This window comes from Nocardia colli (assembly GCF_008704205.1).
GTDB lineage: Bacteria > Actinomycetota > Actinomycetes > Mycobacteriales > Mycobacteriaceae > Nocardia > Nocardia colli.
This window is the reverse complement of the sequence record NZ_VXLC01000040.1, coordinates 74072-97855: the sequence shown is the minus strand read 5'-3', so window position 1 is coordinate 97855 and position 23784 is coordinate 74072. Positions and strand designations below refer to the sequence as shown.

The 23784-nt window shown below is 67.6% G+C and carries 28 protein-coding genes, 1 tRNA gene and 1 pseudogene; 16 read left to right on the top strand and 14 right to left on the bottom strand.

Translation table 11 applies throughout. From position 1 onward, the window contains the following. Nucleotides 1-450: acyl-ACP desaturase (locus F3087_RS43310; RefSeq protein ID WP_191094434.1), on the bottom strand; the 450-nt coding region annotated here is incomplete at its 3' end. 183 nt (nt 451-633) lie between these two features. Between F3087_RS43310 and F3087_RS43305 the strand changes: the two genes are divergently transcribed. The 3 genes from F3087_RS43305 (at nt 634) to F3087_RS43295 (ending at nt 3227) form a co-directional block, all read left to right on the top strand. After that, nucleotides 634-1179, top strand: a complete 546-nt coding sequence (locus tag F3087_RS43305) for a PH domain-containing protein (RefSeq protein WP_150408011.1) — start codon at nt 634-636, stop codon at nt 1177-1179. Between the two features lie 61 nt (nt 1180-1240). Further along, nucleotides 1241-1918, top strand: coding sequence for a response regulator transcription factor (locus F3087_RS43300; RefSeq protein ID WP_150408010.1), 678 nt, complete (start codon nt 1241-1243; stop codon nt 1916-1918). A gap of 1 nt (nt 1919) precedes the next feature. Beyond that, the gene (locus F3087_RS43295) at nt 1920-3227 is read left to right on the top strand and encodes a sensor histidine kinase (RefSeq protein ID WP_150408009.1); all 1308 of its coding nucleotides are present in this window, start codon (nt 1920-1922) and stop codon (nt 3225-3227) included. A 21-nt stretch (nt 3228-3248) separates the two neighbouring features. Here the strand turns inward: F3087_RS43295 and F3087_RS43290 are convergent. Further along, nucleotides 3249-3773: pseudogene (locus tag F3087_RS43290) on the bottom strand (GtrA family protein); the annotation flags it as partial. A gap of 161 nt (nt 3774-3934) precedes the next feature. Between F3087_RS43290 and F3087_RS43285 the strand changes: the two are divergent. After that, nucleotides 3935-5107 (top strand): 5-(carboxyamino)imidazole ribonucleotide synthase, encoded by a 1173-nt coding sequence (locus tag F3087_RS43285; protein ID WP_396897618.1) that lies wholly within the window; start codon nt 3935-3937, stop codon nt 5105-5107. Further along, on the top strand, nt 5100-5615 hold the full coding sequence (purE, locus tag F3087_RS43280) for a 5-(carboxyamino)imidazole ribonucleotide mutase (RefSeq protein ID WP_150408006.1): 516 nt from the start codon (nt 5100-5102) through the stop codon (nt 5613-5615). The genes F3087_RS43285 and purE overlap by 8 nt, the downstream gene beginning before the upstream one ends. On the opposite strand, the gene F3087_RS43275 is transcribed toward purE, so the two are convergent. Beyond that, on the bottom strand, nt 5616-6047 hold the full coding sequence (locus F3087_RS43275) for a PIN domain-containing protein (RefSeq protein ID WP_150408005.1): 432 nt from the start codon (nt 6045-6047) through the stop codon (nt 5616-5618). It lies immediately after the preceding gene. Nucleotides 6048-6049: 2 nt separating this feature from the next. After that, entirely contained in the window at nt 6050-6499 is a 450-nt protein-coding gene (locus tag F3087_RS43270; protein WP_150408020.1) for a helix-turn-helix domain-containing protein, read from the bottom strand. 105 nt (nt 6500-6604) lie between these two features. Between F3087_RS43270 and F3087_RS43265 the strand changes: the two genes are divergently transcribed. Together F3087_RS43265 and F3087_RS43260 are read left to right on the top strand one after the other, a co-directional pair. After that, nucleotides 6605-7285, top strand: a complete 681-nt coding sequence (locus tag F3087_RS43265) for a TetR family transcriptional regulator (RefSeq protein ID WP_150408004.1) — start codon at nt 6605-6607, stop codon at nt 7283-7285. A 131-nt stretch (nt 7286-7416) separates the two neighbouring features. After that, complete coding sequence (locus F3087_RS43260) at nt 7417-8574, top strand: acyl-CoA dehydrogenase (protein WP_150408003.1); 1158 nt, start codon at nt 7417-7419, stop codon at nt 8572-8574. Nucleotides 8575-8633: 59 nt separating this feature from the next. Here F3087_RS43260 and F3087_RS43255 read toward each other — a convergent pair whose 3' ends face one another. Then, nucleotides 8634-9449, bottom strand: coding sequence for an SGNH/GDSL hydrolase family protein (locus tag F3087_RS43255; protein ID WP_150408002.1), 816 nt, complete (start codon nt 9447-9449; stop codon nt 8634-8636). A gap of 18 nt (nt 9450-9467) precedes the next feature. Continuing rightward, nucleotides 9468-10148, bottom strand: a complete 681-nt coding sequence (locus F3087_RS43250; protein WP_223885791.1) for a hypothetical protein — start codon at nt 10146-10148, stop codon at nt 9468-9470. A 67-nt stretch (nt 10149-10215) separates the two neighbouring features. Between F3087_RS43250 and F3087_RS43245 the strand changes: the two genes are divergently transcribed. Continuing rightward, nucleotides 10216-10713 carry a MarR family winged helix-turn-helix transcriptional regulator gene (locus F3087_RS43245; protein WP_223885790.1) on the top strand — a complete coding sequence of 166 codons (498 nt, stop codon included), beginning with the start codon at nt 10216-10218 and terminating at the stop codon, nt 10711-10713. A gap of 13 nt (nt 10714-10726) precedes the next feature. Here the strand turns inward: F3087_RS43245 and F3087_RS43240 are convergent. The 3 genes from F3087_RS43240 to F3087_RS43230 form a co-directional block, all read right to left on the bottom strand. Then, nucleotides 10727-10799 (bottom strand) — tRNA-Leu (locus tag F3087_RS43240). A 31-nt stretch (nt 10800-10830) separates the two neighbouring features. Further along, nucleotides 10831-11115 (bottom strand): GNAT family N-acetyltransferase, encoded by a 285-nt coding sequence (locus F3087_RS43235; protein WP_150408001.1) that lies wholly within the window; start codon nt 11113-11115, stop codon nt 10831-10833. Nucleotides 11116-11156: 41 nt separating this feature from the next. Beyond that, complete coding sequence (locus tag F3087_RS43230; RefSeq protein WP_150408000.1) at nt 11157-12515, bottom strand: FAD-binding oxidoreductase; 1359 nt, start codon at nt 12513-12515, stop codon at nt 11157-11159. A gap of 146 nt (nt 12516-12661) precedes the next feature. On the opposite strand from F3087_RS43230, the gene F3087_RS43225 reads away from it, so the two are divergent. Both F3087_RS43225 and F3087_RS43220 read left to right on the top strand, forming a co-directional pair. Beyond that, on the top strand, nt 12662-12982 hold the full coding sequence (locus F3087_RS43225) for a hypothetical protein (RefSeq protein WP_150407999.1): 321 nt from the start codon (nt 12662-12664) through the stop codon (nt 12980-12982). A 57-nt stretch (nt 12983-13039) separates the two neighbouring features. Beyond that, nucleotides 13040-13546: a GtrA family protein gene (locus tag F3087_RS43220; protein ID WP_150407998.1), complete on the top strand. Its 507-nt coding sequence runs from the start codon at nt 13040-13042 to the stop codon at nt 13544-13546. 41 nt (nt 13547-13587) lie between these two features. Here F3087_RS43220 and F3087_RS43215 read toward each other — a convergent pair whose 3' ends face one another. From F3087_RS43215 to F3087_RS43205, 3 genes are read right to left on the bottom strand one after another with little or no spacing between them, the layout of a single operon-like run. Then, the gene (locus F3087_RS43215) at nt 13588-14241 is read right to left on the bottom strand and encodes a Type 1 glutamine amidotransferase-like domain-containing protein (protein ID WP_150407997.1); all 654 of its coding nucleotides are present in this window, start codon (nt 14239-14241) and stop codon (nt 13588-13590) included. Between the two features lie 6 nt (nt 14242-14247). Further along, complete coding sequence (locus tag F3087_RS43210) at nt 14248-15087, bottom strand: maleylpyruvate isomerase family mycothiol-dependent enzyme (RefSeq protein ID WP_150407996.1); 840 nt, start codon at nt 15085-15087, stop codon at nt 14248-14250. Then, a complete protein-coding gene (locus F3087_RS43205) occupies nt 15084-15575 on the bottom strand; it encodes an HIT family protein (RefSeq protein WP_150407995.1) in 492 nt (163 codons plus the stop codon). The genes F3087_RS43210 and F3087_RS43205 overlap by 4 nt, the downstream gene beginning before the upstream one ends. Nucleotides 15576-15982: 407 nt before the next feature. Here F3087_RS43205 and F3087_RS43200 point away from each other — a divergent pair, with 407 nt between their 5' ends. The 6 genes from F3087_RS43200 to F3087_RS43175 all read left to right on the top strand — a co-directional run bounded on the left by F3087_RS43200 (nt 15983) and on the right by F3087_RS43175 (nt 21539). Further along, the gene (locus F3087_RS43200) at nt 15983-17101 is read left to right on the top strand and encodes a Re/Si-specific NAD(P)(+) transhydrogenase subunit alpha (RefSeq protein ID WP_150407994.1); all 1119 of its coding nucleotides are present in this window, start codon (nt 15983-15985) and stop codon (nt 17099-17101) included. Next, nucleotides 17101-17415: an NAD(P) transhydrogenase subunit alpha gene (locus F3087_RS43195; protein ID WP_069165014.1), complete on the top strand. Its 315-nt coding sequence runs from the start codon at nt 17101-17103 to the stop codon at nt 17413-17415. Before F3087_RS43200 ends, F3087_RS43195 begins: the two co-directional genes overlap by 1 nt. Before the next feature lie 17 nt (nt 17416-17432). Further along, a complete protein-coding gene (locus F3087_RS43190) occupies nt 17433-18848 on the top strand; it encodes an NAD(P)(+) transhydrogenase (Re/Si-specific) subunit beta (protein ID WP_150408017.1) in 1416 nt (471 codons plus the stop codon). Between the two features lie 106 nt (nt 18849-18954). Further along, nucleotides 18955-19548: an LppU/SCO3897 family protein gene (locus F3087_RS43185; RefSeq protein WP_150407993.1), complete on the top strand. Its 594-nt coding sequence runs from the start codon at nt 18955-18957 to the stop codon at nt 19546-19548. 48 nt (nt 19549-19596) lie between these two features. After that, on the top strand, nt 19597-20763 hold the full coding sequence (locus tag F3087_RS43180) for a DUF5925 domain-containing protein (protein ID WP_191094433.1): 1167 nt from the start codon (nt 19597-19599) through the stop codon (nt 20761-20763). 110 nt (nt 20764-20873) lie between these two features. Then, a complete protein-coding gene (locus F3087_RS43175; protein WP_150407992.1) occupies nt 20874-21539 on the top strand; it encodes an LppU/SCO3897 family protein in 666 nt (221 codons plus the stop codon). A gap of 7 nt (nt 21540-21546) precedes the next feature. On the opposite strand, the gene F3087_RS43170 is transcribed toward F3087_RS43175, so the two are convergent. Together F3087_RS43170 and F3087_RS43165 are read right to left on the bottom strand one after the other, a co-directional pair. Beyond that, on the bottom strand, nt 21547-22746 hold the full coding sequence (locus F3087_RS43170; RefSeq protein WP_150407991.1) for an MFS transporter: 1200 nt from the start codon (nt 22744-22746) through the stop codon (nt 21547-21549). Between the two features lie 183 nt (nt 22747-22929). Continuing rightward, nucleotides 22930-23772, bottom strand: a complete 843-nt coding sequence (locus F3087_RS43165) for an NAD(P)H-binding protein (protein ID WP_150407990.1) — start codon at nt 23770-23772, stop codon at nt 22930-22932. Nucleotides 23773-23784 lie beyond the last annotated feature (12 nt).

Genomic DNA, 23784 nt, shown 5'->3' with positions numbered 1-23784 from the left:
GAATCCGCCCCAGTTATCCGGCGCGGCAACCCCGTTCGTCATGTGGATCATCCGCGCCGCTTCGAGCGCGACCGGATCGACGCCGCGGGTGACCACCAGGTAGTCGCGGATCGCGATGCCGTGCCGGTTCTCCTCGGCGGTCCAGCGGCCGACCCAGGTGCCCCAGGCGCCGTCCTGGGAGAAGTTCTCGGCGATCTCGCGGTGGTAGGAGGGCAGGTTGTCCTCGGTGAGCAGGTTGGTGATCATGGCGACCTTGGCCACCTCGCTCAGCTTGGATTGCTCCGGCGCCCAGTCCTGTCCGCCCATCGCGGCGAAATTGCGGCCCTCGTCCCACGGGATGTAGTCGTGCGGGTGCCAGTCCTTGGCCAGCGCCAGATGCCGGTTGAGATTCTGCTCGGCCACGGGCTGCAATTCGGTCAGGATTTCCAGCTGAGTCAGGTCTTTGGTCACACATTCCTCCACGGTCGTATTCGGCGACTTTGTTCGAGCAGAACTGCTTGGCGACAGAGCGTTCGAGCCAGATCGAGCGGAGAACTCCATGCGCGGTTTCGGCACACGCAGGCAGACGATTGTGCAGCACGACGCGGTCCGGTGTCCGGCATTTCGGCATCTTCACGCGGTAGTGTTCCGGCCATGGGTTATCCGGAGGATGTGCTTGCGCCGGAAGAGCAGCTGATCCTGCACCGTCATCCGCACTGGAAGATGTTGTTCTGGCCGATCGTGACGTTGATCGTCATCACCGCGCTCGCCGGTTTCGCAGGGGGACTCGCTTCGCGCAAGGCCGAGGGGACGACGCGGACGGCACTGCTGATCGCGGTGCTGGCCGTCTGGCTGATCGTCGTCGTGTGGCGTTGTGTCGCACCGGTTCTCAGCTGGAAGTCGACGCATTTCATCATCACCGACCGGCGGGTGCTGGTCCGGCAGGGCGTGCTCACACACACCGGCATCGACATTCCGATGAGCCGCATCTCGAGCGTGCAGTTCCGGCACGGGCTGTTCGACCGGATGCTCGGCACCGGCACGTTGATCATCGAATCGTCCTCGTCGGAGCCGCTCGAGTTCGATGACATCCCGGCCGTGCAGAAGGTGCACGCGCTGATGTACCACCAAGTCTTCGATGTCGAAAACGGCGATAACGGACGCGGCGAGTACAGAGGCGAGCACGGCGACTACCGATGAATGAGGCAGCACGCATGAGGGGTAGGGGGCGGGTAACGGGTAAGCCCGTTAACCTGGGCGTATGACGGCCGTACTGCTAGCTGAAGACGACGAGGCGATTGCCGCGCCGTTATCGCGTGCGCTGGGGCGCGAGGGGTACTCGGTCACCGTCGAGCGCTTCGGTCCCGCCGTGCTCGAGCGGGCCCTGGAGGGCCACCACGATCTGCTCATTCTCGACCTCGGCCTACCCGGCATGGACGGGCTCGAGGTGTGCCGCCAGGTCCGCGCCCGCGGCGCCGACCTGGCCGTGCTGATGCTCACCGCGCGCACCGACGAGGTCGACTTCGTGGTCGGGCTGGACGCGGGCGCCGACGATTACGTCGGCAAGCCGTTCCGCCTCGCCGAGCTGCTCGCCCGGGTGCGAGCGTTGTTGCGGCGCAGCGGGATCGGCGACGACACGGTCGAGGTCGGCGGCATCCGGCTGGAACCGGCCGCGCGCCGGGTGCTGGTGAACGGCGTCGAGATCGGCTTGGCGAACAAGGAATACGAGTTGCTGAAGGTGCTGATCGATCGGGCGGGCCAGGTGGTGCCGCGCGAGACCATCCTGCGCGAGGTCTGGGGCGACGCCGAACTGCGCGGTTCCAAGACCCTCGACATGCACATGTCCTGGCTGCGCCGCAAGATCGGCGACGAGGGCCCGATGGCCGAGCGGCGGATCGTCACCGTGCGCGGTGTCGGTTTCCGGCTGAATACCGACTGACGTGCGGCGCAGAATCCTGCGGTCCATGCTCACCGTGCTGACCCTCACCACGGTGGTGCTCGGCCTGCCGCTGATCTACACGGCCTGGCTGTGGGTCGAGGACATCACCCGCGACGATCTGCAAAGCAAACTCGAGCGGATCGCCACGGCGATCATCGTGCAGGAACAGAGCGACGGCATGGTGCTCGGCGAGCTGGACACCCGCTCGGTGCAGCCGCTGCTACCGCAGGACGGCAAGCTCACCATCATCTATCCGGCCCCGCACGACAACGCCTCGCGCATGGACGTGGGTGTGGACCAGGTTTCCGACCCCCTGGTCGAGTCGCTGTCGATGGGAACCAAGGGGTCGCTGCGTCTGGAGGTGCCCTCGGCGCCGATGCACGCCAGGCAGCGGCAGGCGGTCGCGGTGGTGGCCTTGGCGGTGCTGGCCTCGCTCGGGGCGGCGGTGTCGGTCGCGGTGATCACCGCGCGCCGGGTGGCCGACCCGTTGCGTGATGTGGCGGCGCGGGCCGCGCGGCTGGCGATGGGGGACTTCCGGCCGGATCCGCGCAGGCACGGCATTTCCGAACTCGATCGGGTGTCCGACGTGCTCGACTCGGCCACGGTCGAGATCGCCGGGCGGTTGCAGCGTGAGCACGCCCTGGTCGCGGACGTCTCGCATCAGCTGCGCAGCCGGTTGACCGCGGTGCGGTTGCGCTTGGACGAGCTGTCCACGCACGCCGATCAAGAGGTGGTGCACGAGGCCGAGGAGGCGATGGCGCAGGTCGATCGGCTCACCGATGCCATCGATGACCTGGTCCGCGCGTCCCGCGACGAGGACGCGGCCGACCTCGATCCGGTGCCGGTGATGGAGGAATTGCGCGGAGTGGTCGCCGAGTGGACGCATCCGTTCACCGAGAAGGGCCGCGCGTTGAAGCTCATCGGGGACGAGTCGTTGCTCGCGCCGATCACCGGATCGCGGCTGCGCGAGGCGGTTTCGGTGCTGGTGGACAACGCGTTGATGCACGGCGGCGGGACCTGCACGGTTTCGGTGCGCACCGTGCGGCCCGGCGTCGATCGGGATCCGCTGGTGTGTGTGGAGGTTGCCGACGAGGGTGACGGGGTGCGCGACGAACTCGCGCCGCACATCTTCGATCGGGGTTTCTCCGCGGGCGGCTCGACCGGTGTGGGGCTGGCGCTGGCCCGGGCGTTGGTGGAGGCCGACGGCGGGCGGCTCGAATTGCAGCGGCGCAGGCCGGCGTTGTTCGCGGTGTTCCTCGGATCGTCGGCGTATCGCACGCAGAACGCGGTGGTCACCGAGCCGCGCTGAGCCGGGTCAGTTGCGGCGGAATTCCTCTTCGACCAGATCTTCGAATTCGGCGGCGATCTCGTTCATCTCGTCCGGGAACACCCAGCGGCGCATCGCCCAGAAGCGGAAGGCCATCTGCAGCAGATTGCCGATGATGAACGCGCTGATGAAGTCCGCGACATTCTCGACGGTGAAACTCACGTCGGGTTGGCGCAGGTCGAAGACGTAACTCGAGATCCACAGCGGAATGAACGCGAGCACCACGCCGACGCCGCTGACCCCGAAGAACAGCAGCGCTTCGTGATGGCGTTCGCGGCCGCCGCGATTCCGGAAGGACCATTCGCGATTCAGGATGTAGGACGCGATCACCGCGATGACACCGGAAATAATCTTCGCGGTGACCGGCTTCTCCGAAAGCACGGTCCATTTCAGCGCGTAGAAGATGCCGCTATCGATCACGAAGGTCGTCGCACCGACGATGGCGAACTTGATCAGTTCCCGATGCCGGTACGCGATCTCCGCGAGCGGCTTGGGAAGGACGCTCACCACGTCGTCGACGAATGACACGGGGCCGAGTGTACCGCTACCCGGTGGTGGTGCCTCGGGTCGTGCGCGTGCGGGCCGGTAGTGGGGACAATTCGGTCAGCGGCTCCCGCTGACGGATATTTCCGCCGGTTATGACAATATTGTCGAACGTGAGCCCTGGCCGGTCCTTCGATCCCTCAGTTATGCCCACCGTCACCATGATCGGCGGTGGCCAGTTGGCGCGTATGACGCACCAGGCCGCGATCGCGCTCGGCCAGCGGCTACGCGTCCTCGCCGAGAACCCCGACGATCCAGCCGCCCAGGTCAGCCCCGAGGTCGTGCTCGGCAGCCACAACGATCTGACCGCGCTGCGCAAGGCGGCGGTCGGCTCGCACGCGCTGACCTTCGATCACGAGGGCGTGCCGACCGAACACCTCGAGGCGCTGGTCGCCGAGGGCGTGAACGTGCAGCCGCCGCCGCGGGCGTTGATCTTCGCGCAGGACAAGCTGGCCATGCGGGTCAAGCTGGGCGAGCTCGGGCTGCCGATCCCCGCGTTCACTCCGGTTACCGAGGTGGCCGACGCGGTGCGGTTCGGCGAGGAGCACGACTGGCGAATCGTGCTCAAAGCGGTACGTGGTGGGTACGACGGTCGCGGCGTGTGGATGCCGGAGTCGGCCGACGAGGCCACCGCGATCGTGACCGATCAGCTCGCGCACGGCGTGCAGCTGCTCGCCGAGGCGAAGGTCGATCTGAAGCGCGAACTGTCCGCGATGGTGGCGCGTTCGCCGTTTGGGCAGGCCGCGACCTGGCCCGTGGTGCAGACCGTGCAGCGCAACGGCCAGTGCGCCGTGGTGATCGCGCCCGCGCCGGACCTCGACGACGACCTGGCCGCCGAGGCCGAGGGGCTCGCGCTCAACCTGGCCAAGGAGCTCGGCGTGGTCGGCGCGATGGCGGTGGAGCTGTTCGAAACCCACGACGGCACGTTGCTGATCAACGAGCTCGCGATGCGCCCGCACAACTCCGGGCACTGGGGCATGGACGGCGCCCGCACCGGACAGTTCGAGCAGCACCTGCGCGCGGTGCTGGACTATCCGCTCGGCGACACCAGCCCGCTGGCCCCGGTCACCGTGATGGCCAACATTCTCGGTGCGGCCGAGGCGCCCGCCATGTCGATGGACGAACGCCTGCACCACCTGTTCGCGCGGATGCCCGACGCGAAGGTGCACATGTACGGCAAGGGCGAACGCCCCGACCGCAAGATCGGGCACATCAACATCCTCGGTGACGATGTCGCCGTGGTGCGGGAGAAGGCCGAGCGAGCCGCGCAGTGGATGTCGCGCGCGGTATGGACCGACGGATGGGATCCGCATGAGTGAGCACGACGTGAACGGCCCGCAGGTCGGCCTGATCATGGGCAGCGACTCCGACTGGCCCACCATGGAGGCCGCCGCGGAAGCGTTGGCGGAGTTCGGCATTCGCTTCGAGGTCGGCGTCGTCTCGGCCCACCGCACCCCGCAGCGCATGCTCGACTACGCCCGCGACGCCGCAGCCCGCGGTCTCCAGGTCATCATCGCCGGCGCCGGCGGCGCCGCGCACCTCCCCGGCATGGTCGCCTCCGCCACCCCCCTCCCGGTGATCGGCGTCCCCGTCCCGCTCAAATACCTCGACGGCATGGACTCCCTCCTCTCCATCGTCCAAATGCCCGCCGGCGTCCCCGTAGCCACCGTCTCCATCGGCGGCGCCCGCAACGCCGGCCTCCTCGCCGTCCGCATCCTCGCCGCCCACAACGCCCCCCTCCGCACCCGCATGGAGCAATTCCAAGCCGGCCTGGAAAAAATGGTCCTCGAAAAAGACCAAGCCCTCCGCACCAAACTCCTCGGCTGATCAGCGGTTGCGACTGCCCACCCGCAGCGCCGCAACGGATTCCACCAAACCCGCACTATCGAGGGCGTCGATTACGTCCTCGATAGTCTCTGGTGGATTGGTGTGCGAGTCCGCGATCTGCTGGATGCACGCCCAGACCACGCGATCATCGAGGTCGATCTGGTCGAGCACGAAGTCGTCCGGACTCTTCGCCTCAATGTTCCAGGGGGCCAACGCTTCTGCCGGGAAGTCCGTGAGGTTCGAGGTGACGATGACCTGTGCGCCCGATTTGATCGCCGCCGCGAGGACATGTCGATCATCGGGATCGGGCAGCTTCAGGCCCTCGATCAGTGGTTCGTAGCCGTCGACTCGGCAGTCCGGGACGGCGTCATTCATGAGTTTGCGCAGCCTGGCCAGCTTCTCGTTGGCGTCGTACACCACGACGAAGGCCATGTTCAGATGCCGAGGTCTTGGCCGAGAGCGGCCAACTCGTCTGCTGCCGCCTTGCTCTTCGCCTCGTGCTGCTTCTGGTATGCCTTGAGGTCTTCGTACCTGACTCGTCGGTGCCTACCGACCAGTCGAAACGGGATCTCACCACCCTCCAGCAACGCCACCACGTAAGGCCGGGAGACGTTCAGCATGTCTGCTGCCTGCTGGGTGGTGAGCTCGGCATGCGATGGGACCACCGATACGCCTCGACCTTCGGCGGCTTGCGCCAGGATGAACGCCAGCAGGCTGACGGCTTCTCGGGGCAGGACCAGGGCTTCCTCGCCGGGGTGCTCCTGCATGACCCGGATGTTCTGCTCGGCGGGGTGCCGCATGAGGTAGTCCTTGATCCTCCGCATTGCGCGCGCGGCCACCTCGGGGTCGATCTTCCCGGGCTCGGTGCGCTTCGCCGCCTTCATGTTCACCGCAACCACCTCCTCATTCGCAGTATACGAAACAAACGAAATATTCGAAAGAGAGCCGCGCCGCCCTGGCGTGGTGGGTGGTCTCGCTACGGTGAGGGCGTGACTACTGGTGACATCCGCCCGCGTAGCGGGGACGACAACACGCGGTTTCGGCTGACGGTTGTCGATCAGGCGTTGCGGTTGTTTGCTGAGAAGGGGTATGAGGCGACGACTGTCGATGAGATCGCGGAGGCGGCGGGGATATCGCGGCGGACGTTCTTTCGGCAGTTTCGATCGAAAGAGGATGTGATCTTCGCCGATCATGAGTCGCAGCTGGCGCAGGCGGCGGAGTTTCTCGCGGGGGAGCCGGGGGATCCGTGGGAGACGGTGTGCGAGGCCGTGGTTCAGGTGTTCGAGCGGTTCACCCAGTGGCGGGAGATCGCGGCGCGGCGGTATCAGGTGGTGCGGCGGGTGCCGGCATTGCGCGAGCGGGAGATCGTGACGGTGTTCCGGTACGAGCGGCTGTTCACCGATTACCTGCGGGACCGGCTGCCCGAGGTGCCGGACCTGGCGCGGGTGCAGTACACCGCCGCGGTGACCGCGACGCACAACTATCTGCTGCGTCGCATGGTGCGCGGCGAGTCCGACGCGGGCGCCGCGGACCTGCGCGTCGAACTGTCCGCGATCCCGCGCGGCACGCCCCGCCGCCCGGTCGACGAGCTGGTGATCGCGGTGTTCCCGCGCGACACCCCACCCCGGCAGGTCGCCGATCTCGTGGCCCGCAAACTCGGTAGTCTTTGATCTAGGTCAGTGCGACCAATCTGACACTGAGTGCCAGGAAGTATCCGCACGTTGCGGCCATTCCTGGGCGTATACTTGAGAACGGTGTGGCACTGAGTGCCGACATGTACCGACGACCAGGAGTGAGCCCCATGGCGGGAAACCCCGATTTCGACCTGTTCAAGCTCGAGGACTTCCACGACGAACTGCGTGCGGCCATCCGCGGTCTGGCGGAGAAGGAGATCGCGCCGCACGCGAAGGACGTCGACGGCAACTCCCGCTTCCCGGAGGAGGCGCTCACCGCGCTCAACGCCGCCGGCTTCAACGCGGTGCACGTGCCGGAGGCCTACGGCGGCCAGGGCGCCGACTCGGTGGCCACCTGCATCGTGATCGAAGAGGTCGCTCGCGTCTGCGGTTCCTCCTCGCTCATCCCCGCGGTCAACAAGCTCGGCACCATGGGCCTGATCCTCAACGGCTCCGAGGAACTCAAGCAGAAGGTGCTCGCCGACATCGTCAACGGCGAGATGGCCTCCTACGCGCTGTCCGAGCGCGAGGCCGGTTCCGACGCCGCCAGCATGCGCACCCGCGCGAAGCAGGAGGGCGACGACTGGATCCTCAACGGCTCCAAGTGCTGGATCACCAACGGCGGCAAGTCTTCCTGGTACACCGTCATGGCGGTGACCGATGCGGACAAGGGCGCCAACGGCATTTCGGCGTTCCTGGTGCACAAGGACGACGAGGGTTTCGTGGTCGGCCCGCTCGAGCACAAGCTCGGCATCAAGGGATCGCCCACGGCGGAACTGTATTTCGAGAACTGCCGGGTGCCGGGTGACCGCATCGTCGGCGAGCCGGGCACCGGCTTCAAGACCGCGCTGCAGACCCTCGACCACACCCGCCCGACCATCGGCGCGCAGGCCGTCGGCCTCGCGCAGGGCGCGCTCGACGCGGCCATCGCCTACACCAAGGACCGCAAGCAGTTCGGCAAGGCGATCGCCGATTTCCAGAACACCCAGTTCATGCTCGCCGACATGGCGATGAAGATCGAGGCCGCCCGCCTCATGGTCTACACCTCGGCCGCCCGCGCCGAGCGCGGCGAGAAGAACCTCGGCTTCATCTCCGCCGCCGCCAAGTGTTTCGCCTCCGACGTCGCAATGGAGGTGACCACCAACGCCGTCCAGCTGTTCGGCGGCGCCGGCTACACCACCGACTTCCCGGTGGAGCGCATGATGCGCGACGCGAAGATCACCCAGATCTACGAGGGCACCAACCAGATCCAGCGTCTGGTCATGTCCCGCGCGCTGCTGCGCTGAGCGTTCGATAACTGAGGCGGCGCCGAGATTCGTTCTCGGCGCCGCCTTTTCGTTGCCGGTCAGGAGATTTCGGCGAGCGTGGAGACGACGATGCGGGCGACGGCGATCTGTCCCGCCGGGGTGAGGTGCACGCCGTCCGGCTCGAACAGGCCTGAGCCGGGACGCGTGACGCCGAGGGTGTCGATCGCCGGTTCCGGTCGGTCGAGTAGTAGTCGTGCCGTCTCCTCGTGATCCTTTGTGCGCCAGCTGATCTGCGCCTGCTGAAATGGGGGATAGGCCGCGATCAGTGCCTCGTCCATGTCGTGCGGGGTGAGCCAGATCCACTGTGCGCCACTCAAACGCACACCTTCGTCGTGCAGCAGGCTGAGGTTGCGGGCCGTCTCTTCGGCGCTGACCACGCGCGGCCCGTCGCTGCCGAGTCGTTGCGCGTCATTGGCGCCGAGTTGGCACAGCACCCAGTCCGGACGCCGGAAGCTCAGCGCGGCAATACTTTTCAAAGTCTGCGTGGTCGTCGCCCCGGACACGGCCAGATTGGTGAGGGTGATCCCGTCGTCCGGTCGCCGCAGCTCGAGCAGGTGCCGCAGGATTTCGAACCAGGACAACCGATCGGCGGTGCTGCTCTCGCCGAGCGCGACCACGTGAGCGCCGGGCGCGAACGGCAATTGATCGACCTGGGCGGCGACCCACGCCTCGGTGAGCAGTCCGGCCGCCGCCGTGCGGGCCTGTTCGGCGAATTCCGCACGCAGCGAGTGATATTCGTCTGCGGTGAGTCCGAACAGCGCCGCGATATGCGCGTCGTCGATGCCGTTCAGGAACGGGAGCGACAGTTCGGGCCGCTGGAATCGGGCCAGCTTGGCGGCCATCTGGGTGGTCATGGTGTTCCTTCCGGGGAGTTATGAACGAGGTAGGAGGAAGCCCACGGCGATCAGCCAGGCCATTCCGGTGAAGCGGGCGATGGGTAGCAGGAAAGCGGCGGCGGTGACGGTCAGCGACGCGGTGGTGCACAGCGCGATGAACGCGATCACCAGCCCCGCCGTCAGCAGCCACGGCGCGAGCCGTCGTCGGGGCCGTGCGCTGAGCGCGATTCCCGCGATGAGCAGGCCGGTCGGCATCACATTTCCGGGTCCGCCGCACAGAAACGCGAGGGTGTGCAGCGCGCGGATCAGCGCCGGGTCGGTGGCCACCTCCGGCACGGTGAGCACCCAGCTGACCACGGCGGAGCAGATCAGGAAGGCCGCGGCGAGCGTGCCGCCGATCGTCGTGAGCGCCGGTGCGAATCCGTCGGCGATCCGCCGCACCCGAGCCGCGACGCCCGCCACGTAAAGGACCAGCGGGATGGCGCTGGCGAATTGCAGCACCGCGCCGGTGCGGACGGCGCCGGAATGGTCGCGGAAGTAGGCGAACGCGTCGTCGGCCGATCCGAACGGCGACGGAAACGGGCTGCCACCGGCCAGAACCGTGCTGAGGACGAGCCCGGCGACGAACAGCCCGGCGGCAACGGCCGCGAGCGGGCCGAGCGGTGGTTCGAGGCTTATCGCTGGTCGATCGAGGGGAGTTGGTGCTGAAAGCGCCATGTCAATCCGTTCTTGACTGTGAATCGTTCTTATTGGTGAACGATTATCCGATGGGTACGATAGCCGCGTGGCCGAATCGGAGCAAGAGGTTGTCGAGCAGGGGCAGGCGCGCCCGATGCGCGCGGTGGCCTTCGGCCTGGCCCAGCTGGGCGCGCATGCGACGCAACGCTTTTCCGAACGCATCGCCGAAATCGGGCTCACCCCACCGGAAGTCGGCATTCTGCGGATGATCGCCGCCGAACCCGGCCGCAGTCAGCGCTCACTCGCCGCCGCACTCGGCGTCGTCCCCAGCCGGGTGGTCGCCCTGATCGATCCCCTGGACAGCAAGGGCCTCATCGAACGCCGGCGCAGCGCCACCGACCGCCGCAACCACGAACTGCACCTCACCGCGGCAGCGGGCAAGCTGCTGGCCGGCCTGGCCACCGTGGCGGTAGCGCACGAAACGGAATTGACCGCGGCGCTGTCGGACGCCGAGTATCGGCAATTCGCCGACCTACTCGATCGTCTGGTCGCCGCCCGGGAGTTGGCGCCGGGCGTTCATCCTGGTTACCGCGACGCGGAATAGCCGCCGATAGTTGTGCCCTCGGTCAGAGTCGAACTGACACTGGACGGGTTTTGAATCCGTTGCCTCTGCCATTGGGCTACGAGGGCAAACGGGTCACCGCATGGGTGACCCGTGAAATCAGCCGACCAGGTCGGCGTATTCGCGGTGTTCGCCGATGTACTTCTCGACGTACCAGCAGGTCGGGATGACAGAGTAGCCGTTGTCGCGGGAGTCTTTGAGCGCGTATTCGACGACCTCGGCGGCGACGCCGCGGCCGCGGAATTCTGGAAAGGTCATTGTGTGATGAAAGTCGCGGACCTTCGGATCGTCGCGCTGGGCGTAGTCGGCGTAGCCGGCGAGGGTGTCGTCGAGATAGATCTCGAAACGAGTGTCGTCGACGTTGTGCTCGAGCCTGGTGGTCATGATCTGGTGAAACTCCTTCGCGACCGGGAATGTTCCGTGGACTAGAGAATTGCGCCTGGATTCAGGATGCCGTTCGGGTCGAGCGCGTCTTTGATCCGGTGGGTCAGGGCCATGACGTCGGCGCCGAGCTGATCGGGCAGCCACGCCTTTTTCAGCCGCCCGACGCCGTGCTCCCCGGTGATGGTGCCGCCGAGCGCGATCGCCAGGTCCATGATCTCGCCGAACGCTCGGTGCGCGCGCTCGGTCATGGCGGCGTCGTCCGGGTCGTGCACGATCAGCGGGTGCGTGTTGCCGTCGCCGGCGTGCGCGATCACCGAAACCATCACGTCGTTGCGCTCGGCGATCGCGGCGACGCCGGTCACCAGGTCGCCCAGTCGCGGCAGCGGAACACCGACATCCTCGAGCAAGAGCGTGCCCAGCTTCTGCACCGCCGGAATGGCGAAACGCCGTGCCGCCGTGAAGGCTTCACCCTCTTCGGGATCTTCGGTATGGAAAACCTCTGCCGCGCCCGCCTTTTCGCATGCGGCGACCATGATTTCGGCCTCCCGCCTGGCGAATTCGCCCGGCGCGTCCGAACGGGCGACCAGCAATGCCGCTGCTTCGCGATCCAACCCCATGCGCAACTCGTCCTCGACCGCGTTGATCGACACCGAGTCCATGAATTCCAGCATGGAGGGCCGCAATTCACCGGTGATGGCGAGAATCGCGTCGACCGCGGCGCTCAGCGACGCGAAGGTCGCGACGACCGTGCTCTGCGGCGGTTGCGCGGGCAGCAGGCGCAGCGTCAGCTCGGTGATGATGCCGAGCGTGCCCTCGCTACCGACGAACAGTTTGGTCAGCGACAGCCCGGCCGAGTCCTTGAGCCGTGGCCCGCCGAGCCGCAGCACCGTCCCGTCGGCCAGCACCACCTCCATGCCGAGCACGTAATCGGTTGTCACGCCGTACTTCACGCAGCACAGCCCGCCCGCGTTGGTGGCCGCGTTGCCGCCGATCGAGCAGATCTCGAACGACGACGGGTCCGGCGGATACCAGAGCCCGTGCTCGGCGACCGCGCGCTTGACCTCGGCGTTCAGCAGTCCGGGCTGCACCACCGCGGTCCGGGTGACCGGGTCGATCGCGATCGCCCGCATCCGCTCGGTGCTCAGCACCAGACCACCGTCCACCGCGGTCGCGCCGCCGGACAGCCCGGAGCCGGCGCCGCGCGGCACCACCGGGATCCGTCGCTCGTGCGCCCAGCGCAACGTCGCCGCGACATCGTCGGTGCCGGTCGCGCGGACCACGGCAAGCGGCGTGCCGGCGTCGGGGTCACGTGCCCAGTCCTGCCGGTAGCTCGCGAGCAGGTCGGGGTCGGTGACCACAGCACCATCGGGCAATCCATCGATCAGGTCATGCAGCTCCACATCCCCACGCTAGCCCGCCCGGGCGGCGACGCCACGCAAGCCACCGAATGTGATGTCACCCGCCACAGTGGCGTTCGTGCCGGTTCGGGATAAGAATGCCGAGCAGATCCACGCAGCGCCGCAACGCAACTCGGAGGGATGTTCGGATGCAGGACGAATCGCACGGTCGCCGCGAGCTGGTCGCCGCGATGTTCTCCAGCGAGTTCGTCGAGGGCGGCATCGACCCCGCGGTGCTACGCCGCGTCCACGCCGGCGACCACGCCGAGTGGCTGACCGCCCTGGACCGCTCCGGCATCTTCGGCAAGGAAACCCTCGCCGACCTCACCGCCCGATGGCACGACAACCCGCGCGACCTCCTCGACACACTGCTCACCGAGGCCGACGACGTCACCAAGCGCCGCTGCCTGACCGCCTGGGCCGGACTCGACCGTGGCACCTCTGAAGCCTCCGCAGCCCAGATCAGCTGAACACCCAGTTCGCTGAGTGATCACCTAGCGGACACCTGCCGCTGGCAGGCTGGCTGCGTGCACGAGCTGGCGAGAACCACCGACACGGTCGCGGACCGGTTCACCCGATGGTGCGAGGCCGTGGTGGCCTGGCTGCCGTGGGGGCTGAATCGGCTGGTCGCCCCGACCTTCCTCGGTTTCGCGCTGATCAACAGCTTCACCTTCGCCGTCGATCTGGTGCTGCTGACCGTGTTCCACGGCTGGTGGGGCCTGCCGGTGTGGCTGTCGATCACCATCGCCTACATCTGCGCGTTCGGCCTCAGCTTCGTGCTCAACCGCACCTTCAATTTCCATTCGCACGCCCCGGTCGGCAAACAGGCCGCCGTGTACGGCGTGGTCGTCGCGATCAACTACGTCGCGTTCATCCTCGGCGTCGGCAGCGGCCTGACCGCCCTCGGCCTCGAATATCACCTGGCCCGGCTGCTCGCGGGCGGATGCGAGGCGGTCTACATGTACAGCACGATGCGCTGGATCGTGTTCCGCCGCGCACCGGAATCCGAACTCGCACCGCACGTGAGGTCTTAGCGACTACAGCGCGCGCGACCTGGAGCAGCGGTCGTGGTCGTTCACGACGCCGCTCGACTGATCAGCGTCTCGGTCCGGTCGCCTTCGACGATGATCGCGTCGTCGTCGGTGAGCGCCCAGTGCGCGACGCCGGCCGCGCGGTAGGACTCGGCGAGCGCGCCGCATTCGCCGGTCGGATCGGTGGGGGAGTCCAGATGCGGCACGATCGCGCGATCGACCAAACCCAATCCGTCCCACTGCGGTTCGATCCCGCAGGTCGGTAAGACCTCGGCGGGGTCGTCCACCGTTTCGATCCCGTGCAGATCCGGCGTCAGCACGCAGGCGCCCGCGCTGTAGCCGGCGTACACCAGCGCGTCGGCGGCGAGCAGCTTGGGTAGCACGAGATCGGCGCCGCTGCGGGCGAATTGGGCGCGCAGCACGAAGGTGTTGCCGCCGCGCACCCACAGCAGCGGGAACTGGGCCAGCGTGCGCTCCAATTCGGCTGGGTTGCCGACGAAGTCGCGCAGGTCGACGGTCTCGGGTGCGTAGCCCAGCTTGCGCAGCGGCACCATATCGCTGGTGACCGCGCCCGCCCACATCTCCGGCCAGGCATCACAGGCGTTGGGAATCAACGCAACCCGCCCCGGCTCGCCGACCATCGCCGCGAGCCGGTCGTAGTGCGCCCCGAATCGGTAGCTGGACAGGAACAGTCGCACCCGAACTCAGAAGGTGAAGGCGAGATTGGCGACCAACCGCCGGCCGAGCTCTTCGTCGCCACTGATGGCGATCTCGTCCAGGTGCTCGTCCGCGGTAGTGCGTCCGCCGCCGAGCCGAACGAAAAGCTCTGAGGGCAGCCGGATTTCGACGGTGGCGGGTTCGTCGAACGAGTCCACGAAGCCCGCCCGCCCCGCCACCTGAATATGCAGCGTCCTGGCCAGCGCTCCGGTCAGGACGAACGTGATCCGCGAACCGTCCGGCGCTCCACCCTTTTTCACCACGACGCGCGGCACACTGCCCAGGAATTCGGCGAACCCCAGCTCCCCGCGCGGCCCGCCCTCCTCGACCTGAACACCCAGCGCGTCCGCGAGGTCGAGCTCGTGCATCCAGCAGTCGAACAACCGCACCCGCATGAACCGCCCGTAAGCGACCTGTCCGATCGGCGACTGGGTCAGCGCCTGCCATTCCTCATCGCCCATGGCGGCCAAGGCTTTCCGCCTGCGGTCGACGATCTCGCGGAACACCTCCAGCAGCTGTGCGCCGGGCATCGGCCGCAGCCGGTCCACCCAGATCTCGTTGAACACCGCGGTCTCGTTGCGCACATGCGGCAGCGTGCTCACATCGGTCTTCACCGTGATCGGGTCGTGCGGCGGCGGCCGCTCGCCGAGCAGCCACGATTCGGTGCCGACGACATGCGCGACCACATCGAACACGGTCCAGCCCGGCAGCGAAGTCGATGCGCGCCACTGGTTTTCGTCGAGGTCGGCGACCAGCGCGGCGATCGCGTCCCACTGTTCGGACAGGCGTGCGGACAGCTCGGTCCGGTCCAGCGTCGGGTCGGTCATCCCTGCACTCCTTCGTCCGGGGCTTCCATGCCCAGTTTCCCATCGAGGCCCGGCTTTTCGTCGCGCTCCAGCGCCGCGATTCCGCCCTGGATGGCGGTCGCGGTGGATTGCGCGTCGTGCGGCCGGCGCAGCATCACCCCGGCGGCGAAGCGGAACTTGTCGCCGTGCTTGCGCGGGATCACGTGCAGGTGCACGTGCGGGACGGTCTGGAAGGCGGCGGTGCCGTCGTTGAGCAGCAGGTTCGCGCCGTCGGCGGCGAGCGTGCTGCGCCGCACGGCGAGCGCGAGCCGATGTCCGGCGCGGAACACGTACGCGCCCAATTCGGCGTCGAGATCCTCGAGTTCGGTGGCGTGCTGTTTCGGCACCACGAGCATGTGGCCGCGGGCGATGGGCCGGATATCGAGGAAGGCGCAGAGGATGTCGTCCTCGTACACCTTCGTCGCCGGGGCCTCGCCGGCCACGATGCGGCAGAAGACGCAGTCGTTCACACCGCAGGACCTTACGGCGTACGAGCGGTGCCGAACACCCCCGACCGCGAATCGCCCATGACGCACGTCACTCTTCGAAGCCGCGTCCACGCCCTGACCTGGTGTCGAACCTACGGGTAAGTAATGGACCCCTGAGTGCGCTCTTGTTCAGGCCACTCGTAGCGACAACCATCAGTATCGGCGCTCATCCGAACAGCTGAAAGCGCGGGAGGTGACCATATTGTCCGCAGCCAACTGGAGAATCCGGCAAACCGGCGGAATCAGGCATGATCTTGTGACGGGCGTCTCAGCGTTCCGCACAAAGCGCCAGGTACAGTTGCGAGGATTTGGGCGACCTTACTCAGAAGTAACATCGTCCGGTCGTCCCATCTGATGCCTGAAGCTCAGCACGAGAAGGAACTGACATAGTGGAGACAACGCAGAGCGTAGGCGACGAGTCGCCACGCGGCGCGCGTGTCGGAGTCGTTCGCGAGTCCAACGCGGGCGAACGACGTGTCGCATTGGTGCCGAAGATCATTCCGACCCTGTTGAAGCAGGGCGTGCAGGTGGTGATCGAGTCCGGTGCCGGGCTCGGCGCGCTCATTCCCGACAGCGCCTACGAAGCGGCTGGCGCGACGATCGGCGATCCGTGGTCGGCCGAGGTGGTCGTCAAGGTCGCCCCGCCCAGCGACGCCGAGGTGGCGAAGCTGTCCGACGGGCAGACCCTGATCGGCTTCCTGGCCCCGCGCAACGCGGACAACCAGATCGGCAAGCTGAAAGCCGCCGGGGTGCAAGCCTTCGCGGTCGAGGCGATCCCGCGCATCTCGCGCGCGCAGGTGATGGACGCGCTGTCCTCGCAGGCCAACGTCGCCGGATATAAGGCCGTGCTGCTGGCCGCGTCCGAATCGACCCGCTTCTTCCCGATGCTCACCACCGCGGCGGGCACGGTGAAGCCCGCGACCGTGCTGGTGCTCGGCGTCGGCGTCGCCGGACTCCAGGCGCTGGCCACGGCCAAGCGCCTCGGCGGCCGCACCACCGGCTACGACGTGCGCCCCGAGGTCGCCGATCAGGTGCGTTCGGTCGGTGCGCAGTGGCTCGATCTCGGCATCGACGCCGCCGGTGAGGGCGGCTACGCCCGCGAGCTCACCGACGAGGAAAAGGCCAAGCAGCAACAGGCTTTGGAAGACGCGATCAAGGGTTTCGACGTGGTGATCACCACCGCGCTAGTGCCGGGTCGCCCCGCGCCGCGCCTGGTGACCGCCGCCGCGGTCGAGGGCATGAAGCCCGGCAGCGTGATCGTCGACCTGGCCGGGGAGACCGGCGGCAACTGTGAACTCACCGAGCCCGGCGAGGTCGTGGTCAAGCACGAGGTCACCATCGCCTCGCCGCTGAACCTGCCCGCCACCATGCCCGAGCACGCGTCCGAGCTGTACTCGAAGAACATCTCGGCGCTGCTGGAACTGATGCTGGTCGACGGAAAGCTCGCGCCTGACTTCAGTGATCAGGTGCTCGCCGATTCCTGCGTGACCCGTGAGGTGGAAGCCTGATGTACACCGAACTCCTCGCGAACATCGCGATCCTGGTCCTGTCCGGGTTCGTCGGTTTCGCGGTCATCTCCAAGGTGCCCAACACCCTGCACACCCCACTCATGTCCGGCACCAACGCCATTCACGGCATCGTCGTGCTCGGCGCGCTGGTCACCCTGGGCAACGTGCAGGACCCGTCGATCCTGACCCAGATCATCCTGTTCGTCGCCGTCGTGTTCGGAACCCTCAACGTCATCGGTGGTTTCGTGGTGACCGACCGCATGCTCGGCATGTTCAAGGGCAAAAAAGCGGCCCCCGTGAAGGCGGATAAGTGATGCATACCTTTGACAATGTGAGCTACCTGGTCAACGGGCTCTACATCATCGCCTTCGGCATGTTCATCTACGGTCTGATGGGCCTGACCGGCCCGAAGACCGCGGTGCGCGGAAACCTGATCGCGGCGGTCGGCATGTTCATCGCCGTCGTCGCGACGCTGATCTCGGTGCGCCACACCAGCAATTGGATCCTGATCATCGCCGGTCTGGTGGTCGGTATCGCCCTGGGCGTGCCGCCGGCCAAGTTCACCAAGATGACCGCCATGCCCCAGCTGGTCGCCGCGTTCAACGGCGTCGGCGGCGGCACGGTCGCGCTCATCGCATGGTCGGAATTCATCAACAGCCAAGGCTTTTCGCACTTCGACGAAGAGCCCACCGTGCACATCGTGGTCGGCTCGCTGTTCGCCGCGATCATCGGCTCGATCTCGTTCTGGGGCTCGCTGATCGCGTTCGGCAAGTTGCAGGAGATCCTGCCCGGCCGCCCGCTCGGGCTGGGCAAGTTGCAGCAGCCGCTGAACCTGCTGCTGCTGATCGGCGCGATCGCCGCGGCCGTGGTGATCGGCATCGGCGCCACCGATGATGGTGTCTCTCAACTGTGGATGATCGCGGTGCTCGTGCTGGCCGGCGTGCTCGGCCTCGCGGTGGTGCTGCCGATCGGCGGCGCGGACATGCCCGTGGTCATCTCGCTGCTCAACGCGCTGACCGGATTGTCGGCCGCCGCAGCGGGTCTGGCGCTGAACAACACCGCGATGATCGTGGCCGGCATGATCGTCGGAGCGTCCGGCACCATCCTGACCAACCTGATGGCCAAGGCGATGAACCGGTCCATCCCGGCCATCGTCGCGGGCGGATTCGGCGGCGGCGGAACGGCTCCCGGCGCCGGCGGCGACGGCGAGGCCAAGCAGGCCAAGGCCACCTCCGCCGCGGACGCCGCGATCCAGATGGCCTACGCCAACCAGGTCATCGTGGTCCCGGGTTACGGCATGGCCGTGGCCCAGGCCCAGCACGCGGTCAAGGAGATGGCGGCCCTGCTCGAGGCCAAGGGCGTCGAGGTCAAATACGCCATCCACCCGGTCGCCGGTCGCATGCCCGGGCACATGAACGTGCTGCTGGCCGAGGCCGAGGTCTCCTATGACGCGCTCAAGGAGATGGACGACATCAACGGCGAGTTCTCCCGCACCGATGTCGCCCTGGTCATCGGCGCGAACGACGTCACCAACCCGGCCGCCCGCGAGGACGCCAGCAGCCCGATCTACGGCATGCCGGTGCTCAATGTCGACCAGGCCAAGAGCGTCATCGTGCTCAAGCGCTCGATGAACTCCGGCTTCGCCGGCATCGACAACCCGCTGTTCTACGCCGACCACACCTCCATGCTGTTCGGCGACGCGAAGAAGTCCGTCGGCGCGGTCACCGAGGAACTGAAGGCGCTGTAAGGCAGCCGGATTCACGTGAACGACCCTCCGCCGATCAGGGCGGGGGGTCGTTTTTCGATCGTGAGATAGTTTCATCCGGACCTATTCGCCTCAGGGGGAAACAGCTATGTCGCAGGGCTTTCCGCCGCCCACCGAAACCGGTGACGGCGCAACGGGTCTCGAACTCGCGGTGCCGGTGCGCCGAAAACCGTGGCAGGCACGGTGGATGGTCAAGCTCGCCGTGCTCGTCGTCGGTGTCGTGGTGTGCCTGGTCGTCGGCGTCGTCGTCAATATGAAATCGGCTCCCGGCGAAGCGAAGATCACCGCCGGGAGCTGCGCGAAGGTGTGGGGCACGACCAGCGCCGCCGAACTCGCGCAGGCCGCGTGCACCGACCCGGAGGCCAACTACCGGGTGGCGCTGCGGGTGGACAACGACGTCGATGCCTGCCCGAGCGCCGATTACGCCTACTACAAGATGGCCGGGCCGGACGGCTACCGGTTGTGCCTGACGCTCAACGCCGCCGAGGGCGACTGCTTCGAGGACCTGCCCGGGTTCGTCAGCCGCAAGACGCCCTGCGCGCCCCGCAGCTACCGGGTGAGCAAGATCGTGCCCGGCGCCACGGATCGGCTGCTGTGCGGGCGCGACACCAGAGCCCAGTGGGGCCTGGTCTATTCGACGCCGGAGCCGGCCACGATCTGCCTGCGTGAGGTCGGAAGATGATCGTCCGCGATTTAAATTGCTGGACAGGGCCGGTCGGCAACCCTGATCATGCTCCAGGTGTCCGCACGTAATGAGCCTCTTCGGTTGATCGACCCGAGCGAGCCCTCGGCCGATCTCGCCGAGCGGCTCCCGTGGGCTGTCACCGTCGATTCCGCCTACACCACCCGGGACACGATCGACGCGCTCGCGGTGGCCCCGTTCCTGCGCGGTGATCAGCCGTGCGCGCACATCGCGCGCTTCGAGCGGATCAACCCGGAGGCGCTGCTGCGCCCGGAACACGGCCGGGTGGTGCGTTCGGTACGGGAGGACGACAGCCTCGCGACCCTGGTGGTCGGCCCCGGCTGGTCGCTGCGCGCGATGAAGTGGTCGGGTGGGTCGGCGATGGTCGAGGTCACCGCCGAGACCGACGAACTGGCCGCCGCGATACTCGCCGAGTCGACCAAGGGCGCGGCCGCGCAACCGGAGGTCGGCGAGACCATCGAGATGGGCTTCTGGCACATGGGCGGGCACGGTCCGCAGCGCCGGGGGCACGCGATTTCGGCGCCCGAGTGGCCGGCGATCCGCGGCAACTATCCCGGCGACGTCGCGAACGCATTGGATCGGCTGATGGCGTTGACCGCGGCCGACGTGCGCGGTCGCCTGGTGCTGCTGCACGGACCGCCGGGCACCGGAAAGACCACCGCGTTGCGTGCGCTCGCCCGGACCTGGGCGCCGTGGTGCCAATTCGACTGTGTGCTCGACCCCGAGGTGATGTTCGGCAAGCCCGGCTACCTGATGGACGTGGCGGCCGGTGTCGACGGTGACGACGAGTCCGCCAAGCGCTGGCGCATGCTGGTGCTGGAGGACTGCGACGAGCTGATCCGCGGCGAGGCGAAAGAAACCGCGGGTCAGGGCCTTTCGCGGCTGCTCAACCTGACCGACGGCATGCTCGGCCAGGGCCGCGACGTGCTGGTCGCGATCACCACCAACGAGGACCTGTCCCGGCTGCACCCCGCGGTCACCCGGCCGGGTCGCTGCCTGGCCCAGCTCGAGGTCGGCCGGCTCTCGCCCGCCGAGTCGGCGGCCTGGCTCGCGCGGGAACGTCGTCCGGACACCCCGGCCGATGCCGCCTGCCCGGACGGCGCGACGCTGGCCGAGTTGGTGGCGCTGCGCGACGGCGACGGCAAGATCCGTTCGGTGCGCGACGATCCCATCAATTCCGGCCTCTACCTGTGACGCAGTCGGCAATCGGCGATCGCACGCAGTGCCGATCGATCGGCTAGATTCTGTGGGTTCGTCCGCCGCCGCACGCGGTGGAACTGCGTGAACCCTGGGGAGGGGAATCCATGACCACACCACCACCGAACTATCCGTATCCGGGGCAACCCGGGGGACAGGGTTACGGGCCGCCGCCGGGTTATCCGCAGCCGCCGGGTCCGCAGGGGTATCCGCCGCAGCCGGGATACGGCTATCCCAACAACGGTTTTCCGCCCGCCCCGCCGGCGCGCTCCGGCGGCAAAGGCAAATTCATCGTCATCGGGATCGCCGTCCTGGTCGCGATCGGCCTGCTCGTCGGCGTCGCCGTGCTGATGCGCCCGGACGGCGACAAGGTCGCGGTCGGCGAGTGCGCGAAGCTGTCCGGCACCACGTTCAAGGCCGAGTTCGCCACCAAGGAATGCTCCGATCCCGAGGCCAATTACGTGGTCGCGCAACGGATCGACGGCGCGAACAAGGACTGCGCGACCAAGGACTACGCCAGCTACTACCAGACCGGCAGCAACGAATACACGCTCTGCCTGCGCCTCAACGTGAAGGAAGGCGACTGCGTGCACAGCAGTCCCCTCGGCGCCAGCACCAAGGTTCCGTGCACCTCGACCGCGGATTACAAGATCGGCCGGGTGGTCACCGGCGCGGCGGACAAGTCGGCGTGCGGCGCGAAGTACGGCGCGGACAGCACCATCATCTACCCGAAACCGGACCCGATCACGCTGTGCCTGCTGCCGCCGAAGTAGTAGTGGGTCAAGCGGATTCGGCGCGGGCCGGGGCGACCACCCCGGCGTAGCGGCAGCACACCAGCACCGCGACCAGCGGCACGGCGATCGCGGTGGTCAGGGGGACCACCGCGGTCAGCCAGCCGATCACGGCCGGGCCGGCGAGCAGGCCGAGATAACCGACGCTGAACACCCGGGACATGTCGGTCGCGGCCTTGCCGGAGCCGAGATTGCCTGCGGCGGTGAAGATCTGCGGGACGCTGCCGGACAGGCCGAGGCCGGTCAACGCCCAGCCGAGCAAGGTCAGCGGGATCCACGGGGATGCCAGGATCAGGGCCAGGCCGAGTGCTGAGATGAGCATGCCGTAGCGGACGACGGCGACCCGGCCGAAGGCGCCGCTCACCCGGTCGGTGGCGAGGCGCCCCGCGGTCATCGCGACCGAGAACGCGCCGAAAGCCAGTGCGGCGGTAGCAGCGTCGGCGTCGAGATGCTCGCGCATCTGCAAGGTGCTCCAGTCGCCGGCGACGCCCTCGGTGAGCAGGACGGCGAAGGCGATCATGGCTAGCGCCAATACTTTTCGGCGGTGTTCGCGCGCGTCGGACGGGCGATCCTCGGTGCCGTCCGGTTGGGGCTCGGCGATCGATGGTTTCGGGCCGGCGTCGCGCAGCAACCGCGGCAAGGCGGCGAAGGTCAGTGCCACGCAGCCGATTGCCGCGGAGGTCAACGTTATTCGGATGTCCAACCCGGCCCGCAGGGTGGCGGCGCCGAGCAGCGACCCGAGCAGTCCGCCACCGGAGAACAGCGCGTGGAAGGCCGCCATGATCGGGCGGCCATACGCCCGTTCCACGTGCACCGCTTGGGTATTCATCGACACGTCCAGCGCGCCGTTGCCGAAACCGAAGCAGGCCAGCGCGATCGCCAGGGTGACCGGTCCGGTCGCCAGGCCGGGGCCGACCACCGCCACCGACGCGATGATCGCGGCGGCGGCGACCAGGGTCCGGCTGCCGAACCGATCGGCGAGCGGGCCGGCGATGCGCATGCCGACGATGCCCGCGCCCGCCATCAGCAGGATGAACATGCCGAGCGTCGATTTCGCGACGCCGGTCCGATCGGTGATCGGCGGAATGTGCACGACCCACATGGCCAGCAGGAACCCGTTCAGGCCGAACACCGTGAACACGGCGGCCCTGGCGACGCGCGTCGGTCGATCGGCAGTCGGAGTCAGCATTATCTCGACGGTACCGATGATCGTTCGATCTCTGCCCCACCCCCTCGATGTCGGCCCAGACCGGCGCGACCACACGGCATCCGGGGCGGGACATCCTCGGCCCGCCGTCCGGAAGCCGGATCGCGCCGTTGCGATCCGGCTCCACGGGTCGTCTGCACAGCCTGTACTTTGTCCAACGCCGCACTAGGCCTGGATGTTCCAGATTCCGGTCGATGCCGTGTCCCGGACGTAGTCGGTGAAATCCCTTGGCTCCCGGCCCAACGCGCGGCGCACGCCGTCGGCGGTCTTCGAGTTGCGGCCGTCGAGGATCGTGCCGAACAGGTAGTCGAGCAGGCTGACCACGTCGGCGGGCACCTGGTAGTCGGTCAGTGCCGCAACGAATTCCGTGCGCGAGACCGGGATGAAGGCGATGTCGCGCCCGGTCGCCGCGGCGATCTCCGCGACCGCCTCGGCGAAGGTCAGCGCGCGCGGTCCGGTCAGTTCGTAGATCTCGCCCTGATGCCCGTCCGCGGTGAGGGCGAGCACGGCGACGTCGGCGATGTCGTCGGCGTGCACGAACGGTTCCGGCACCTCACCATTGGGCAGCGCGACCTCCCCGGCCAGGATGTAGTCGGTGAACGCGCCCTCGCTGAAGTTCTGGGCGAAGAAGCTGCACCGCACGATGGTCCAGTCGAGGCCGGATTCCTGCACGATCTCCTCGCACTCCACCGCCTCCGGCTCGCCGCGGCCGGACAGCAGCACGAGCTTGCGGACCCCGCTCTGCTTCGCCGCGGCGGCGAACGCGCGGAGGGTCTCGGGTGCGCCGGGCACCGCGAGGTCGGGCTGGTACGCGACGTAGGCGGCCTGCACGCCGGCCAGCGCGGCGGGCCAGGTGCCGCGGTCTTCCCAGCTGAACGGGATCTCCGCCGAGCGCGACCCGATCCGGATCGACTGTCCCGCCTGCGTGAGCCGGGCGGCGACGCGGCTGCCGGTCTTGCCGGTCGCGCCGGTGACGAGGATGAGGTCGGTTGTGTTGCTGTTTGTCATGGTTCAAGTACA